Origin of the sequence: Rhodococcus sp. NJ-530, assembly GCF_003860625.1 — a bacterium.
Classification (GTDB): domain Bacteria; phylum Actinomycetota; class Actinomycetes; order Mycobacteriales; family Mycobacteriaceae; genus Rhodococcus_F; species Rhodococcus_F qingshengii.
In genome coordinates, this window is the sequence record NZ_CP034152.1 from 2,521,329 (window position 1) to 2,538,665 (window position 17,337).

14 protein-coding genes are annotated in these 17,337 nt (G+C 63.7%); all 14 read left to right on the forward strand.

What is annotated here, in order from left to right; genetic code table 11:
* The 14 genes from recG (at window position 1) to ftsY (ending at window position 17,143) form a co-directional block, all read left to right on the forward strand.
* A complete protein-coding gene (gene recG / locus EHW12_RS11770) occupies window positions 1–2,262 on the forward strand; it encodes an ATP-dependent DNA helicase RecG (RefSeq protein ID WP_125050674.1) in 2,262 nt (753 codons plus the stop codon).
* A gap of 120 nt (window positions 2,263–2,382) precedes the next feature.
* A complete protein-coding gene (locus tag EHW12_RS11775) occupies window positions 2,383–5,787 on the forward strand; it encodes a pyruvate carboxylase (protein ID WP_003942675.1) in 3,405 nt (1,134 codons plus the stop codon).
* Window positions 5,784–6,350, forward strand: coding sequence for a 16S rRNA (guanine(966)-N(2))-methyltransferase RsmD (gene rsmD, locus EHW12_RS11780; RefSeq protein WP_003942746.1), 567 nt, complete (start codon window positions 5,784–5,786; stop codon window positions 6,348–6,350). The genes EHW12_RS11775 and rsmD overlap by 4 nt, the downstream gene beginning before the upstream one ends.
* On the forward strand, window positions 6,347–6,841 hold the full coding sequence (gene coaD / locus EHW12_RS11785) for a pantetheine-phosphate adenylyltransferase (protein WP_003942776.1): 495 nt from the start codon (window positions 6,347–6,349) through the stop codon (window positions 6,839–6,841). The genes rsmD and coaD overlap by 4 nt, the downstream gene beginning before the upstream one ends.
* Window positions 6,842–6,972: 131 nt before the next feature.
* Entirely contained in the window at window positions 6,973–7,734 is a 762-nt protein-coding gene (locus EHW12_RS11790; RefSeq protein WP_003942696.1) for a DivIVA domain-containing protein, read from the forward strand.
* 189 nt (window positions 7,735–7,923) lie between these two features.
* Window positions 7,924–8,484: a YceD family protein gene (locus EHW12_RS11795; RefSeq protein ID WP_007729319.1), complete on the forward strand. Its 561-nt coding sequence runs from the start codon at window positions 7,924–7,926 to the stop codon at window positions 8,482–8,484.
* 2 nt (window positions 8,485–8,486) lie between these two features.
* Window positions 8,487–8,669 (forward strand): 50S ribosomal protein L32, encoded by a 183-nt coding sequence (gene rpmF / locus EHW12_RS11800; RefSeq protein ID WP_007729318.1) that lies wholly within the window; start codon window positions 8,487–8,489, stop codon window positions 8,667–8,669.
* Window positions 8,670–8,688: 19 nt separating this feature from the next.
* Window positions 8,689–9,462 carry a ribonuclease III gene (rnc, locus tag EHW12_RS11805; RefSeq protein WP_003942759.1) on the forward strand — a complete coding sequence of 258 codons (774 nt, stop codon included), beginning with the start codon at window positions 8,689–8,691 and terminating at the stop codon, window positions 9,460–9,462.
* 8 nt (window positions 9,463–9,470) lie between these two features.
* Window positions 9,471–10,340, forward strand: coding sequence for a bifunctional DNA-formamidopyrimidine glycosylase/DNA-(apurinic or apyrimidinic site) lyase (mutM, locus tag EHW12_RS11810; protein WP_125050676.1), 870 nt, complete (start codon window positions 9,471–9,473; stop codon window positions 10,338–10,340).
* A 42-nt stretch (window positions 10,341–10,382) separates the two neighbouring features.
* Window positions 10,383–10,835 carry an OsmC family protein gene (locus tag EHW12_RS11815; protein WP_003942740.1) on the forward strand — a complete coding sequence of 151 codons (453 nt, stop codon included), beginning with the start codon at window positions 10,383–10,385 and terminating at the stop codon, window positions 10,833–10,835.
* The gene (locus EHW12_RS11820) at window positions 10,835–11,758 is read left to right on the forward strand and encodes an SMP-30/gluconolactonase/LRE family protein (protein WP_125050678.1); all 924 of its coding nucleotides are present in this window, start codon (window positions 10,835–10,837) and stop codon (window positions 11,756–11,758) included. Before EHW12_RS11815 ends, EHW12_RS11820 begins: the two co-directional genes overlap by 1 nt.
* A gap of 5 nt (window positions 11,759–11,763) precedes the next feature.
* On the forward strand, window positions 11,764–12,048 hold the full coding sequence (locus EHW12_RS11825; protein WP_037130369.1) for an acylphosphatase: 285 nt from the start codon (window positions 11,764–11,766) through the stop codon (window positions 12,046–12,048).
* A gap of 25 nt (window positions 12,049–12,073) precedes the next feature.
* Window positions 12,074–15,661 carry a chromosome segregation protein SMC gene (gene smc / locus EHW12_RS11830; RefSeq protein WP_125050680.1) on the forward strand — a complete coding sequence of 1,196 codons (3,588 nt, stop codon included), beginning with the start codon at window positions 12,074–12,076 and terminating at the stop codon, window positions 15,659–15,661.
* A 42-nt stretch (window positions 15,662–15,703) separates the two neighbouring features.
* Window positions 15,704–17,143, forward strand: coding sequence for a signal recognition particle-docking protein FtsY (ftsY, locus tag EHW12_RS11835; protein ID WP_003942718.1), 1,440 nt, complete (start codon window positions 15,704–15,706; stop codon window positions 17,141–17,143).
* Window positions 17,144–17,337: the final 194 nt, after the last annotated feature.

Consider the following 17,337-nt stretch of genomic DNA (forward strand, 5'->3'; position numbering starts at 1 on the left):
ATGGCGACGCTCGCCGACCCACTCGATCGGCTGCTGGGAAAGAAGACCGCGGACGCGCTCGACGAGGCATTCGAGATCCGCACCGTCGAGGACCTGCTGCGTCACTACCCACACCGGTACGCGTCGGCAGGCAAGGAACTTGCCGAGAAGGAGCCGCCCGAGGGTGAGCACATCACCATCATCGCGCGTGTGGCGTCGGCCGCCGTCGTGAAGATGAAGAACCGTCCGGGGCAGATGTTGCGAGTATCGCTGGCGACTGATTCGCAGACCGTGGACGTCACGTTCTTCAACCCGCAGAAGGTGCGGCACGTCATCAAGCCCGGCGTTCGGGCGATGTTCTCCGGGACGGTGAAGTACTTCCGCGGCAAGTGGTCTCTCACTCATCCGAGCTACCTGATTCTCCCGGAACCTCGTGTCGGCGAAGAGGATTCGGTAGTTCCGCTTGCATCCATCAAGGGAGCCGGTGACCTTGCGGGCCTGGCTCGCGCAAATCAGGATCCCGGCGCCGAACTCGATCTGTCCGTCTTCGACCGCGCGTTGATCCCGCTGTACCCGGCGACCCGCGAGGTCGAGAGCTGGACCATCATGCGGTGCGTGCGGCAAGTGCTCGACCAACTCGATCCGATCGAGGAGCCGTTGCCCGCCGAGACTCGGGCCGAGCACGGATTCATCGGTTTGGACGAGGCGCTGCGCACCGTTCACCTGCCAGATACCAAGGAAGACATCGAACGAGCACAGGATCGTCTGCGTTTCGACGAGGCGCTGTCTCTGCAGTTGGTCCTCGCGATGCGTCGTCACGACAATTCCGAGCGTGTGGCTCCGGCCTGCGCTCCGGTCGCCGGCGGGATCGCGGACCAGTTCGAGGAGATGCTCCCGTTCACTCTGACGGAGGGACAGCAAGCAGTCGCGGAGGAGATCTCCACCGACCTTGCCCGCCCACACCCGATGAGCCGCCTTCTTCAGGGCGAGGTCGGGTCAGGCAAGACGATCGTGGCTCTGCGCGCGATGCTGCAGGTCGTCGATGCGGGTTATCAGTGCGCGTTGCTCGCACCCACCGAGGTCCTGGCAAATCAGCACGCGCGATCACTGCGCAAGATGATGGGCTCGCTGGCTGCAGGTGGTGAACTCGGTTCTGCCGAACATTCCACCCGTATCGCCCTTCTTACCGGCTCGCTGCCAGTCGCTGCGAAGCGCGCAGCGCTGCTCGAAGCCGTGACCGGCGACGCCGGGATCGTCATCGGTACCCATGCGCTCATTCAGGACAACGTCGAGTTCTTCCACCTCGGCATGGTTGTCGTCGACGAGCAACACCGCTTCGGCGTCGAGCAACGTGATCAGTTGCGATCACGTGCCCGTGAAGGACTGAGTCCGCATCTGCTGGTGATGACGGCAACGCCGATTCCGCGAACCATCGCCATGACCGTGCTCGGCGACCTCGAGGTCTCGACCCTGCGAGAGCTTCCACGTGGGCGAACCCCGATCAAGAGCAGTGTCGTGCCCGCGAAGCAGAAGCCGCAGTGGGTCGATCGCGCATGGGAACGAATCCGTGAGGACGTCGCCGACGGCCGTCAGGCGTATGTCGTGTGCTCGCGGATCGGTGACGGCGAGCAGGGTGCAGGCGAAGATCAGTTCACCGAGGAGAAGCAGCCCGAGACCAAGTCGGCGGTCGACGTCTTCGAAGAGCTGTCGAGTGGTCCGCTGGCCGATCTGCGAGTCGGGTTGCTGCACGGTCGACTGCCTTCCGACGAAAAGGACGTGGTGATGAGCGCGTTCAACGTCGGTGACATCGACGTCCTCGTCTGTACGACCGTTGTCGAAGTCGGTGTCGACGTTCCGAACGCGACGGTGATGGTGATCGTCGACGCCGAGCGGTTCGGCGTCAGTCAGCTCCATCAGTTGCGTGGCCGCGTCGGTCGAGGGAAACACCAGGGCCTGTGCATCCTCGTCACCGGAAGCAATCCCGGGGGGCCGGCGTACGAGCGGCTCTCGGCGGTGGCAGCGACCAACGACGGGTTCGAACTGGCTCAACTCGACCTCGCGACCAGACGTGAAGGAGACATCCTCGGTGCGGCGCAGTCGGGCACAACCTCGAATCTGCGGCTGCTTTCCCTCATGGCCCATGGAGACATCCTCGAGTCTGCCAGGGAGTTCGCTCAGGGAATCGTCGACTCCGATCCGTCGCTCGACGGTCATCCCGCCCTCGCGTCCATGGTGACCGCTGCCCTGGACTCCGACCGGATCGAGTACCTCGAGAAGTCGTGAAGGGTATGACGACAAGCTGAAATCGAATAGCACGAGGACCGCCGGGTTGGTTTCTCGATTCAGTCCGAAATATGAGACTCCGCATGTAGACGCAAGATGAAATCGGGGTAGTTTTCTCGAATGTTCTCCAAAGTGCTCGTCGCGAACCGCGGCGAAATTGCGATCCGTGCCTTCCGCGCCGCCTACGAACTAGGTGCCGGAACCGTCGCGGTGTTCCCGTACGAGGATCGGAATTCGATCCACCGTCTCAAGGCAGACGAGAGCTACCAGATCGGGGAGAAGGGTCACCCCGTTCGCGCGTATCTCTCGGTCGAGGAAATCGTCGCCGCCGCCAAGAGCGCCGGAGCCGACGCCATCTACCCCGGTTACGGTTTCCTCTCCGAGAACCCGGACTTGTCGGCGGCGTGTGCCGAGGCAGGCATCAAGTTCGTCGGCCCGTCCGCCGAGATCCTCGAGTTGACCGGAAACAAGGCTCGGGCCATCGCAGCGGCAAAGGCCGCCGGTCTCCCGGTGCTCGCGTCTTCGGAGCCGTCAGCGGACATCGACGAGTTGCTCGCAGCCGCCGAGGACATGACCTTCCCGCTCTTCGTCAAGGCTGTCGCAGGCGGCGGTGGGCGCGGAATGCGCCGTGTTGCGGAGCGCTCACAACTCAAGGAATCGATCGAAGCCGCAGCGCGCGAAGCGGAATCGGCCTTCGGCGATTCGACGGTCTTCCTCGAGCAGGCCGTCATCGACCCCCGGCACATCGAAGTGCAGATCCTCGCCGACGAGCAGGGCAACGTCATCCACCTCTTCGAGCGTGACTGCTCGCTGCAACGTCGCCACCAGAAGGTGATCGAGCTCGCTCCGGCGCCCAATCTCTCCGAAGAGTTGCGCGCCAAGATCTGTGCCGACGCCGTCGCCTTCGCGAAGGAGATCGGATACACGTGCGCGGGCACCGTCGAGTTCCTTCTCGACAAGCGCGGCAACCACGTCTTCATCGAGATGAACCCGCGAATTCAGGTCGAGCACACCGTCACCGAAGAAGTGACGGACGTGGACCTGGTGCAGTCGCAGCTCAAGATCGCGTCCGGTTCGACGCTTGCAGAACTTGGTCTGTCACAGGAGACGATCAAGCTTCGCGGCGCGGCGCTGCAGTGCCGCATCACGACCGAGGATCCGGCAAACGGATTCCGCCCGGACACCGGCCGTATCACCGCGTACCGCACCCCGGGCGGAGCCGGTATCCGCTTGGACGGTGGCGCCACACTCGGCGCCGAGGTCGGAGCGTACTTCGATTCCATGCTGGTCAAACTCACTTGTCGCGGTCGCGACCTCGAAGCCGCTGTGGCGAGAGCTCGCCGCGCGGTCACCGAGTTCCGCATTCGTGGTGTCTCGACCAACATTCCGTTCCTGCAGGCGGTTCTCGACGACCCGGACTTCCGGGCGGGACGCGTGACAACCTCCTTCATCGAGGAACGTCCTCAGTTGCTGACTCTGCGTTCTTCGGCAGACCGCGGCACGAAGATCCTGACCTACCTCGCGGATGTGACTGTCAACAAGCCGCACGGGGAGCGTCCCTCGGCGGTGTACCCGCAGGACAAGCTGCCCAAGATCGATCTTTCGACACCCCCTCCTGCCGGTAGCCGTCAGCGCCTGCTCGAACTCGGACCCGAAGGTTTCGCGAAGGCACTGCGTGAGCAGAAGGCCGTCGGCGTCACCGACACCACCTTCCGTGACGCGCACCAGTCGTTGTTGGCCACGCGAGTTCGAACCAGCGGACTGCTCGGAGTTGCCGGGCACGTCGCGCGGTTGACGCCGGAACTGCTCTCGATCGAAGCCTGGGGCGGCGCGACCTACGATGTGGGACTTCGCTTCCTGCACGAGGATCCGTGGTACCGGCTTGCCGCACTGCGCGAGGCGATTCCCAACATCTGCCTCCAGATGCTTCTTCGCGGTCGAAACACGGTGGGCTACACGCCGTATCCCGAAAAGGTCACGCGCGCATTCGTTCAGGAAGCCACCGACACCGGCATCGACATCTTCCGAATCTTCGACGCGCTCAACAACGTCGACCAGATGCGCCCTGCCATCGACGCGGTGCGTGAGACCGGAACGGCTCTCGCCGAGGTGGCGTTGAGCTACACCGGCGATCTGTCGGATCCGAACGAAACGCTGTACACGCTCGACTACTACCTGAAGTTGGCAGAAGAGATCGTCGATGCGGGCGCTCACGTGCTCGCGATCAAGGACATGGCGGGCCTGCTGCGCGCTCCGGCGGCCACCAAGCTCGTGACGGCGCTACGCAGCAACTTCGATCTTCCGGTTCACGTCCACACGCATGACACCCCCGGTGGACAGTTGGCCACGTATTTCGCCGCGTGGCAGGCGGGCGCCGACGCAGTCGACGGTGCTTCGGCGGCACTGGCCGGAACCACCAGTCAGCCTGCGCTCTCGGCCATCGTTGCCGCCGCTGCGCACTCCGAGTTCGACACCGGACTGAACCTGCAGAACGTGTGCGACCTCGAACCGTACTGGGAGGCGCTGCGAAAGGTGTACGCGCCGTTCGAATCCGGACTGCCGGCGCCGACGGGACGTGTGTACACGCACGAGATTCCGGGCGGCCAGCTCTCCAATCTCCGGACCCAGGCCGTTGCTCTCGGTCTCGGCGACCGGTTCGAAGAGGTCGAAGCCAAGTACGCCGACGCGGACCGCATGCTCGGGCATCTCGTGAAGGTGACGCCGTCGTCGAAGGTCGTCGGCGACCTCGCCCTCCACCTTGTCGGCGCCGGCGTGCCTTCGGAGGAGTTTGCCGCAGATCCGGCGAAGTTCGACATTCCCGACTCCGTGGTGGGCTTCCTGCGCGGTGAACTCGGTACGCCTCCCGGTGGTTGGCCGGAACCGTTCCGCAGCAAGGCACTCGAAGGACGTGGCCAGGCCAAGCCCGAAGCGACGTTGTCCGCTGAGGACGAGGTGCTGCTAGAGGGCTCGTCGAAGGACCGTCAGGCGACGCTGAATCGTCTGCTGTTCCCCGGCCCGACAAAGGAATTCCTCGAACACCGCGAGAAGTACGGTGACACGTCGCGGCTTTCGGCGAACCAGTTCTTCTACGGTTTGCGGCGCGGCGACGAGCACCGGGTCGAGTTGGCTCCCGGCGTTGAACTGATCATCGGTCTCGAGGCGATCTCCGAGCCCGACGAGCGCGGCTACCGCACTGTCATGTGCATCCTGAACGGCCAATTGCGCCCGGTCTCGATCCGCGATCGCTCCATTGCCAGTGACGTACCGGTGGCGGAGAAGGCCGACAAGAACAACCCGGGCCACGTGGCTGCACCGTTCGCGGGCGTCGTGACGCTCGCGGTCAAGGAAGGCCAGAAGATCGAGGCCGGCGACACCGTGGCCACGATCGAAGCAATGAAGATGGAAGCGGCGATCACCTCGCCGCGCGCCGGCGTCGTCTCTCGGATCGCGATCAGCGCCGTCCAACAGGTCGAGGGCGGAGACCTGCTGGTAGTCGTCTCGACGGGGGAGAGCGCCGCAGAGTGACACGCATCATCTCGGGACTCGCGGGCGGTCGACGCCTGCGAGTCCCGCCGAGCGGCACCCGTCCGACGTCGGATCGGGTTCGTGAGGCGCTGTTCAGTGCTCTCGAAGCGCGCATCGATCTCGAAGGGTGCGCGGTTCTCGACCTCTTTGCGGGTTCGGGTGCTCTCGGCCTCGAGGCGCTCTCGCGGGGAGCCGAGCACGTTGTTCTCGTGGAATCGGATGCCAAGGCTGCTGCCGTCATCAAGGCGAACATCGGCACTGTCGCGTTGCCTGGGGCGACGGTTCGCGCCGCTCCGGTTGCGGCCGTGGTCTCGGGTCCGAGCGCGCGTGAATACGACATCGTGATCGCGGACCCACCGTATGCGGTAACCGACGAGGCCGTCGTGTCCATGCTCGCTGATCTGCAGGCCAACAAATGGGTGGGGGAGGGCACGATCGTGGTACTCGAACGATCGTCGCGCTCGCCGGAGACCGTGTGGCCTCAGGGCTACGAGCCGATCAAGGCCAAGAACTACGGTGAAGCCCGCATCGAGTTGGCCACCTGCTACGGTCTGGACTCATGACTGGCGCCGTCTGCCCCGGATCCTTCGACCCTGTGACCAACGGTCACCTCGACGTAATCGGAAGAGTTGCTGCGCAATTCGACGAGGTCGTGGTCACCGTGCTGATCAACAAGAGCAAGCGTGGCATGTTCACGATCGACGAGCGGATCGAGATGCTCGAAGACGCGACGAGTCACCTGCCCAACGTTCGCGTCACGTCGTGGCACGGATTGTTGGTCGACTACGCGAAACAAGAAGGCCTCAGCGCGATCGTCAAGGGTCTGCGCGGCGCGAACGACTTCGATTACGAGCTGCAGATGGCCCAGATGAATCAGAAGCTCACGGGCGTCGACACACTGTTCGTCGCCACGAATCCGACGTACAGCTACCTGTCGAGTTCTCTGGTTAAGGAAGTCGCGACTTTCGGCGGCGACGTCTCCGACATGTTGCCGGCCAAAGTGCATTCTCGGCTACTCGCACGTATCGCCGAGCGAGCAGCCGAAAACAGCTGATCCCCGACACACCGACCACGACGACACCCCGTTGGCCGTTCTTCCGGCAAACTTGGACAGGAACGAGCACAGGTCCGAGTGGACCGGTGACGATGTGGGCCGATTTCGGCCGGTAGAGATTGGGGTTGCTTGTGTACCGCGTATTCGAGGCACTGGACGAACTGGTCGCAATTGTCGAAGAGGCGCGCGGTGTTCCCATGACCGCAGGGTGTGTTGTGCCTCGCGGTGACGTACTCGAGCTACTCGACGACGTCCGGGACGCAATTCCGAGCGAGCTCGACGACGCTCAGGACGTCCTCGATCATCGCGACAAATTGGTCGGTGACGCGCGAGCAAACGCCGAGAAGACGGTCAGCAGCGCCAATGCCGAGGCAACCTCGACTGTGGAGAACGCACGCGACGACGCCGACCGGATTCTGTCCGATGCCAAGGCTCAGGCCGATCGCATGGTTGCCGAAGCGCGTGCGCACGCCGATCAGTTGGTCGAGGACGCCGAAGCAGAAGCGGAACGGACCGTCACCGACGGCCGTCGTGAGTACGAGGCCGTCACCGGACGAGCGCGTGCCGAGGCCGATCGGATGATCGAGTCCGGCCAGGCCTCGTACGAACATTCGGTGGCGGAGGGAACGGCGGAGCAGGCTCGTCTGGTGTCGCAGACCGAGGTTGTCCAGTCAGCTCACGCGGAATCCGCGCGAGTGATCGACGCCGCTCATGCCGAGTCCGACAGGATGCGTTCGGAGTGTGACCTGTACGTGGACACCAAGTTGGCCGAGTTCGAAGAGTTCCTCACCGGAACGGTTCGATCGGTCGGGCGTGGTCGTCAGCAGCTTCGAACGGGTTCGGGGGTTCCCGACTACCAGGACGACGATCGTCGTTCCGAGCGGCGCCGATAGAGCAGACAAGTCAGTCGAGGGTGGGTCGTCCGATATGGGGCGGCCCACTTTTTCGTGGATCGAATTGGGATTTGCCTTGTAGCTGCCGTATTGTGGAGTGGTTGCCCATACCAGTTTCAACAGTTAGGTGAGTTCTCTTTGTCAACGCATCGTCGTAGTTCGTCGCATCAGTCAAGTGATGCGGGATTTTTGCTGGACACGGTCAAGCTCGGTCGTCGTCCAGGGTCGATGCGTACCGTCGAGAGAACAATTCAGTCCCCGAACCGTATCGGTCTCGATCTGATCGCGATCGAAGCGGGCGCGGACATAGATCTCGATCTTCGTCTCGAAGCAGTGTCCGAAGGCGTTCTCGTCACCGGAAACGTGCACGCACCCACCAAGGGTGAATGCTCGCGGTGCCTTGAACCTTTCACCGACACCGTGGACATCTATCTCACGGAGTTGTTCGCTTACCCGGACAGCACCACCGAGGAGACGACGGAAGAGGGAGAGGTCTACGCGGTCGAAGACGACGAAATCGACCTCGAACCGGTCATCGTCGATGCAGTCGGGCTGGCGCTTCCGCTCCAGCCTCTGTGCAGTGACGATTGCCTGGGATTGTGCTCAGAATGTGGCATTCGCCTGGCGATTGCGGAATCTGGGCATGGGCATGACATACTTGATCCTCGCTGGGCTGGTCTCGCGGCCAAATTTGGCGTGGAATCAAACACCAGCGAAAATCTTGTGATCACCGAAGCCGAGGAGAAGTAGAAGTGGCTGTCCCCAAGCGCAAAATGTCGCGATCCAACACGCGGTCGCGTCGTAGCCAGTGGAAGACCACTGTGCCCACCCTCGTTACCTGCCCCAACCGTGGCTGTGGCGAGCAGACCCTTCCCCACATCGCATGCCCGTCATGCGGTACTTACAAGGGCCGCCAGGTAACCGCTGCTGTCTAGTTCTCCCCGGAGAAAGACTATGACGAGCGAAAATACAGTTTCAGCCGCCGGCGGCGAGGGCAATCACGACAAGCTCCTCGCCGCTGTCGGCGTAGATATAGAGCCCGGTCTTCTGACCCTGGCTCTCACGCACCGCTCGTACGCGTACGAGAACGGCGGACTGCCCACGAACGAGCGCCTCGAGTTCCTCGGGGATTCCGTTCTCGGCGTCACAGTGACCGAAAATCTCTACCTGTCCCACCCGGACAAATCCGAAGGTGATCTGGCGAAGATCCGTGCCAGCGTGGTCAACATGCATGCACTCGCCGAGGTTGCCAGGACTCTGGGTGAAGGTGGACTCGGAGCACACCTGCTGCTGGGTAAGGGCGAGGAAATGACGGGCGGCCGTGACAAGCCGTCCATTCTCGCCGACGGTATGGAGTCGATTCTCGGCGCCATCCACCTGCAGCACGGCATCGAGACTGCGCGACGTGTCGTCCTCGATCTGTTCGACGATCTACTCACTCGCGCACCGCTTCTGGGCGCGGGTCTGGATTGGAAGACGAGTCTGCAGGAACTGACCGCAGAACACGGTGCCGGAGTTCCCGTGTACGAGATCACCGCCACCGGACCCGATCACGACAAGGAATTCACGGCCACCGTTCTCATCAGTGGCAAACCCTTGGGTGTCGGTGTCGGTCGTTCCAAGAAGGAAGCCGAGCAGAAGGCAGCAAGTTCGGCATGGAAGACGATGTCGGAGAATGCCGCTGCTACCGCAGTCGCTGCTGACGACACGCCTGATCTTGCCGGCTGAGTTCACTCTTGCCTGAGCTTCCCGAAGTCGAAGTCGTTCGCCGCGGCCTACAGTCTCATGCTGTAGGTGCGGCGATCGAGGCCGTCGAGGTACTCCATCCCCGCGCGATCAGGCGCCACATTCTCGGTTCCGAGGACTTGATCGGCCAACTCACCGGGCAGACCATCGCTTCGGCAGAGCGTCGCGGCAAGTACCTGTGGCTGGTTCTCGAGCCTGCCGGTGTCGGACTGGTGGTTCATCTCGGGATGAGCGGACAGATGCTGGTCCAACCCCCGACAGTCGGCTGGGAAAAGCACCTACGCATTCGGTTGGCCCTCGATTCCGGGGCCGATCTTCGATTCGTCGATCAGCGGACCTTCGGTGGCTGGTCGATTTCACCCCTCGTCGAGGTCGACGGAACGATGCTGCCCGAGTCGGTGGCGCACATCGCTCGCGATCCCATGGATGCGGCGTTCGATCTCGAATCCGTCGTGAAAGTCCTGCGGGGCAAGCACACCGAGATCAAGCGCGCGATTCTCGACCAGACGGTGGTCTCCGGAATCGGAAACATCTACGCCGACGAATCATTGTGGCGCGCCAAGATTCACGGCAACCGAATCGCCGAAACGCTTACCAGGCCCAAACTTCGAGAACTGTTGACCGCGGCACACTCGGTGATGGGTGAAGCGCTCGATCAGGGCGGTACGTCCTTCGACGCGCTGTACGTGAACGTCAACGGGGAATCGGGCTACTTCGACCGGTCGCTGTCGGCGTACGGGCAGGAAAACCTCCCGTGCCCGCGATGCGGCGCGCCGATCAAGCGTGAGAAGTTCATGAATCGATCGTCGTTCAGTTGCCCGCGGTGCCAGCCGACCCCGAGGGCACGGCGAATCGCCTAGGTCTCCCGCCCCTTCGGTTCGGCGGAGTGGCAAGATTGCGTCATGGCTGAACAGACTCCCGACACCACTGCAACCGCCCCGGCTCACACGGAGCTTTGGGTCGAACGAACCGGAACCCGCCTCTACACCGGCAAGAGTTCGCGCGGCGCAGAGGTTCTCATCGGCTCCGAATCGGTGCCAGGAGTCTTCACGCCCGGCGAACTTCTCAAAATTGCACTGGCCGCATGCACGGGGATGAGCTCCGACTTCCCGATCTCGCGCCGGCTCGGTGACAACTACGACGCGACGGTCCGAGTGTCCGGAGCCGCCGATCGTGAAAACGAAGTCTACCCGCAGCTCGACGAGGTCCTCGAGCTCGATCTCAGCGAGTTGGATGCCGAGGCACAGCAGCGCCTCATCACTCTCGTCGAGCGTTCCGTGGACAAGGTATGCACGGTCGGGCGCACGCTCAAGGCCGGAACCAAGGTCACTCTGTCGTTCGACACGGAAGCCTGATGTTCCGCGCCGGCAGCGTTGTCGCTGCGATCGCACTGGGTTCCGTTGTGGCGCTGAGTGCTCCAGCGCAGGCCTCGGTCCCGGCCGACGGCTCGGCCGGTAGTTGCGGCACATGGACGTCGAGCGTCGTGACGACTGGTGCCGGAATGCTCGAGAACCTCGAATTCGACGGCAACGGATCGATGGTGTTGTCGCAGTCGGCTCTGATCGGGCCGGGTGCACTGCTGAAAGTGGCGCCGGACGGAACACGGACAACTTTGGTCGGTGACGTCACCGGACCTGGCGGTCTGGTCGCGCGTGAGGGATCCGTGTACTTCACCACGGGCAACTCGACTGTCTCGGGACTGTTCGGAATCGCCGACGGCAGCCTCCGCAAGGTCGACGTCGCAGACGGGTCGGTGACAACGATCGCCGACGGTCTGGTGATGCCGAACGGGCTTGTGCAGCTGGACGATAACCGTTTCCTCACTGCCCGCACACTCACCAGGCCGGGGCTCACGGTCGTCAACGGTGACGGAAGCAGTTCGATCGTTCGTGAAGACCTCGGCACCGTTGACGGCCTCGCACGCTCCGGTTCGACGATCTACGTGAGCACGACCTTCGACATGGTCACCGCCGTCCACATCCTCGACGCAAACGATCTGGGCGGGCCGGAACGAACGATCACGCTCCCCGGGTTCGGTCCGGCAAACATGGCGGACGATCTGACCGTCGGACCGGACGGCGCGTTGTACGTCGCATTCAATGCAGGCGGCAAAGTTGTTCGCGTCGATCCGGATTCGGGATCTTCGTGTGAGATCGCCTCGGGTCTGCCGTTCACATCTGCGGTCAAGTTCGGCGCCGGACCGGGCTGGGATCCCAACGCGCTCTACACCACCGGATTCCTGGGTGACGTTCACCGTCTCGAACGTGTGGCGGGCTGAGCGTCATGGCTGAAGCAGCGCCTGTGCGGTTGACGGCGTGGGTTCACGGATACGTTCAAGGCGTCGGGTTCCGGTGGTGGACCAGGGCCCGCGCACTCGAACTCGGATTGATCGGATATGCGTCCAATCAGCGTGACGGTCGAGTGCTCGTCGTGGCGGAGGGCGAACGCACGCAGCTCGAGCGATTGGTGGAGCTGCTGCGCTCGGGTACTACCCCAGGCTCGGTGGATCTCGTGGTCGACAGCTGGGACACCGCAAGGGGCGACCTGACAGGGTTCGTCGAACGCTGACCTGTTTGGCGGTAAAGTTTCCCCCATGCACCTCAAGAGTCTGACACTCAAGGGATTCAAATCCTTTGCGTCGGCAACGACTCTTCGGTTCGAGCCGGGAATTACTTGTGTGGTCGGCCCGAACGGCTCGGGTAAATCCAACGTCGTCGATGCGTTGACCTGGGTGATGGGCGAGCAGGGCGCCAAGGCCCTGCGCGGCGGCAAGATGGAAGATGTCATCTTTGCCGGCACCTCCGGCCGCGCGCCGCTGGGCCGCGCCGAGGTGACCTTGACCATCGACAACGCCGACGGGGCGCTCCCGATCGAGTACTCCGAGGTGTCGATCACGCGCCGCATGTTCCGCGACGGCGCGGGGGAGTACGAGATCAACGGCTCGTCCTGCCGTCTGATGGACGTCCAGGAACTGCTCAGCGACTCCGGCATCGGCCGCGAAATGCATGTCATCGTCGGGCAGGGACGGCTCGCCGCGATCCTCGAATCCCGTCCCGAAGATCGACGCGCCTTCATCGAAGAAGCCGCGGGAGTCCTCAAACATCGCCGCCGCAAGGAAAAAGCGGTGCGCAAACTCGATTCCATGCAGGCCAATCTCGCTCGCCTCAGTGACCTCACCGCGGAACTGCGTCGGCAACTCAAACCGCTGGGACGCCAAGCCGAGGTTGCTCGGCGAGCACAGACGGTCCAGGCTGACCTGCGTGATGCAAAGATGCGTCTGGCCGCTGACGATCTGGTGACCCGTCGAAACCAGTTGAACGACCAGGCGCAGGACGAGAAAGCGGCCCGTGAACAGCACAACCAGGTGGCGGCTGCGCTCGACGAGGCCAACCTCGAACTCGGGCGCCAGGAGCAAGCTCTCGCTCGTCTGACTCCGGGATCGGAAGCGGCTGCACAGAGTTGGTTCCAGCTTTCCGCGCTTGCCGAACGCGTGAACGCCACTGCGCGCATCGCCCGCGAGCGTGCGCGTCATCTCGACTCCGAACCCGTCGGCAACCGCGGCCAGGACCCGGACGAGATGGAGGCGCGCGCCGAACGTCTTGCTGCCGAGGAGGCCGAACTCCTCGAAGGCGTCGAAATCGCGCGAGCGGCGTCGGAAGCTGCTCGGGACCAGCTCGCAGCCACCGAAGATGCTGCAGCAGAAGCGGAACGGGCGCACATGGCGGAAGTTCGTGCCGTCGCCGACCGCCGTGAAGGTCTTGCTCGACTCTCCGGTCAGGTCGACACTCTGCGTACCCGCGTCGAATCCGTCGACGCGGAAGTGTCTCGGCTGACCGAAGCGATCGACGAGGCTCGTCTGCGTGGCGATGCCGCACAGGCCGAGTTCGACACGGTGCAAGAAAGCATCGGGGACCTCGACGCCGGTGAAGTCGGCCTCGATACCAATCACGAACGCGCCATCGAGGCTCTCGAGATGATCGACGCGCGCGTCGAAGAGCTTCGTGAGGAAGAAAAGACGAGCGGGCAACGCATCGCTTCGCTCCGGGCGCGCATCGAGGCACTGTCGATGGGTTTGCAGCGCAAGGACGGTGGCGGCTGGCTGCTCGAACACCGCGGCGACGACGGCATCACCTCGCTGGTCGGACTGATTCACGTCGAACCCGGCTACGAGGCCGCGATCGCCGCCGCGATGGGGCCGGCAGCAGACGCCGTCGTTGCGCATTCGCTGGACTCTGCTCGCTCCGCTGTCACAGCACTGGCCGATCAGGACGGTGGACGTGCATCACTGATCGTGAGCGGTGAACCGGCGATCAAGCGCGAGGCCGAGATCGCGCCGGGTAGTCGTCCGGCCGTCGACGTCATCGACTGCCCTGACGAGTTGCGTGCCGGATTGACCGCCATCCTCGATGGCGTCGTCCTCGTCGAGACTCTCGATGACGCGATTCGAGTTGTTGCTGACCACAAGGGAATTCGCGCAGTGACGCGTTCTGGCGATCTGCACGGTTCGGGGTGGATGATCGGTGGCTCGGATCGGCAACCGAGCACGCTCGAGGTGCAGGCGGCGATCGACGCGTCAGCAGCGGAACTGGCGGCAACGGAGAGCCGATCCGAGGAACTCGACGCTGCGCTGTCCGGCGCTCTGGCCGAACAAGCCGCTCGACGCGAGACCGCGGAGCAAACTTTGGCAGCGCTCAACGAGTCGGACGCCGCCATGTCCGCCATCTACGAGCAGTTGGGCAGATTGGGGCAGGCAGCACGAGTCGCCCACGCGGAATCCGAGCGGTTGACCGCCCAGCGAGTGCGTGCCGAGGAGGGCCGCGGTGAGTCGCTGACAAAGCTCGCGGATCTGGAGGAACGTCTGCGCGTCGCCGAAACCGACGGCAGTGCACCGGGACACGGTGCGGAATCGACCGCTGCCGATCGCGAAATGGCCGCAGCAGCGCTCGCCGAAGTGCGCATCGTCGAAATGGATGCTCGCCTTGCCGTGCGCACCGCCGAAGAGCGTGCGGAATCCGTACGCGGAAAGGCCGATTCGCTTCGGCGTGCGGCCGCCGCGGAACGAGAAGCGCGGATTCGCGCCGAGCGGGCTCTGCGCGCCAGAGCGCACGCTGCGGAAGTTGCAGCTGCCGTCGCCGAGTCGGGACAGCGCGTGGCGGCCGAACTCGAGACAGTCGTCGCCGCGGCTCTTGCTCACCGCGACGAGTTGGCTCGGGCCCGCACCGAGTGCACGGCCAAGCTGGATCAGGTCCGCGAGACAGTCCGAGCACTGACCGGACAACTCGCTTCGCTCACCGACGCCGTCCACCGCGACGAGGTAGCGAAGGCACAGGCAGCGCTGCGCATCGAACAACTCGAGGAGTCGATCCTCGATCAGTACGGTATCGGCCTCGACGATCTGATCGCCGAGTACGGGCCCGAGGTCGAACTGCCGCCGACCGCTCTCGAAATCGAGGAGTACGAGCAGGCCAAGGAGCGTGGGGAGCAGGTCACCGCCCCCGCTCCGCTTCCGTACGACCGCGCGACTCAGGAACGGCGCGCCAAGCGGGCCGAGAAGGACCTCGCCACCCTCGGCAAGGTCAATCCGCTGGCGCTCGAAGAATTCGCAGCTCTCGAGGAGCGGTACACCTTCCTCTCCACTCAGCTCGAGGACGTCAAGACCGCACGCAAGGACCTTCTTGCTGTGGTCGCAGACGTCGACGCACGAATACTGCAGGTGTTCACCGAGGCCTATGCCGACGTCGAGCGTGAGTTCGTGGGAGTGTTCGAGAAATTGTTCCCCGGGGGAGAAGGGCGGCTGGTCCTCACCGATCCCTCGGACATGCTCACCACCGGCATCGAAGTCGAGGCGCGTCCGCCCGGTAAGAAGGTCAAGCGGTTGTCGTTGCTGTCGGGCGGCGAGAAGTCGTTGACCGCGGTGGCCATGCTGGTCGCGATCTTCCGGGCACGCCCGTCCCCGTTCTACGTGATGGACGAAGTCGAGGCGGCGTTGGACGACACCAACCTGCGGCGGCTGATCGGACTCTTCGAACAATTGCGGGAGAAGTCGCAGTTGATCGTGATCACTCACCAGAAACCGACGATGGAAATCGCCGATGCGTTGTACGGCGTCAGCATGCGCGGCGACGGCATCACCACCGTGATTTCGCAGCGACTTCGCGGTCAAGACATGGCCTCGACGTAAGCCCTGCTCACTTTCCGGGTCGGAGCCTGAAACAATGGGCCGGTGACTACCCAGGCTTGGATCATCATCGCGGCTGTAGCGGCCGTACTACTCGTCGTTCTCGTTGCCGGATTCCTGCGCTACCGCAAGGGGCAGGTATCGCTGAAGGCACCCGAGACGAAGCCGGAGCTCGGCGCACCCGAGAAGGACAAGTCAGGCGGCTACAAGGCCGGTGGCGGGTTCAACTTCAGTCAGGGGTCGACGGCAACGGCGCCACCTCCGGTGGTTCCGACACCTCCGGTCGCCGAGAAGCCGCCCGTCGTCGAAGAACCTGTCGTCGAAAAACCGATCGTCGAAGAACCTGTTGCGGAGAAGCCGGCCGTTGTCGAGGAGCCGGTTGTCGAAGAACCCGCTGTTGTCGAGGAACCGGTTGTCGAGGAACCGGTTGTCGAAGAGCCGGTTGTCGAAGAGCCGGTAATCGAAAAGCCGGTCGTAGAAGAACCAGCGGTAGCAGAACCTGTTGTCGAAGAACCTGTCGTTCCCGAACCCGTCGAGCCTGCACCGCGCGTGCTGGACGAGATCGACCCGACCGAGGGTCGGCTGGACCGACTGCGCGGGCGCCTTTCCCGCTCGCAGTCAGCAGTCGGCAAGAGCTTGCTGGGTCTGCTCGGTGGCGGCGATCTGGACGAGGATTCGTGGGAAGAAGTCGAGGACACCCTCCTCATCGCAGACCTCGGCTCCGCGACCACGGAAAAGGTCGTCACGAAGCTTCGTGAGCAGATGGCGGCCCGCAGCGTCCGGACCGAGGCTGCCGCCCGCGCCCTACTGCGCGAGGTGTTGATCGCCGAACTGCGTCCCGAACTGGACCGCTCCATCCGCGCATTGCCGCACGATGATCACCCGGCTGTTCTGCTCGTCGTCGGCGTCAACGGGACCGGCAAGACAACCACCACCGGCAAGCTGGCTCGCGTGCTCGTCGCCGACGGTCGTCGCGTCGTGCTCGGTGCCGCGGACACGTTCCGCGCCGCCGCCGCCGATCAGCTCCAGACGTGGGCTGAGCGTGTCGGCGCTGAAGTTGTTCGTGGCAAGGAGGGTGGCGATCCCGCTGCGATTGCCTTCGACGCGGTCTCACGAGGCATCGCGGACGGCGTGGACGTGGTCCTCATCGACACCGCCGGCCGCCTGCACACCAAGACCGGCCTGATGGACGAGCTCGGCAAGGTCAAGCGGGTCATCGAGAAGAAGGCGTCGGTCGACGACGTTCTGCTGGTTCTCGATGCGACGGTCGGCCAGAACGGACTGGCGCAGGCACGAGTGTTCGCGGAGGTCGTGGACATCACCGGCGTCGTACTGACCAAGCTTGACGGAACTGCCAAGGGCGGAATCGTCTTCCAGGTTCAGCATGAACTGGGTGTGCCGGTGAAGTTGGTCGGCCTCGGTGAAGGTGCCGACGACCTGGCGCCGTTCGAGCCGGGTGCGTTCGTCGACGCCCTGCTGGGCTGACGCCCCCGTGCGCCTTTTTGGTAGCGCGAACTACCAAAAAGGCGCACAGGGGCGGTAGAACTCCCTGGCGAAACCTGTTTGCAACAAAGTTGGGCAATTGGTTCACGTCTGCGAAACGCGACAGCGCCATGGACGAAACACCAGCCCAGCACTCTTCTCCTTAACGACGTGCTGCCCGGCACGTGCGACTAGGA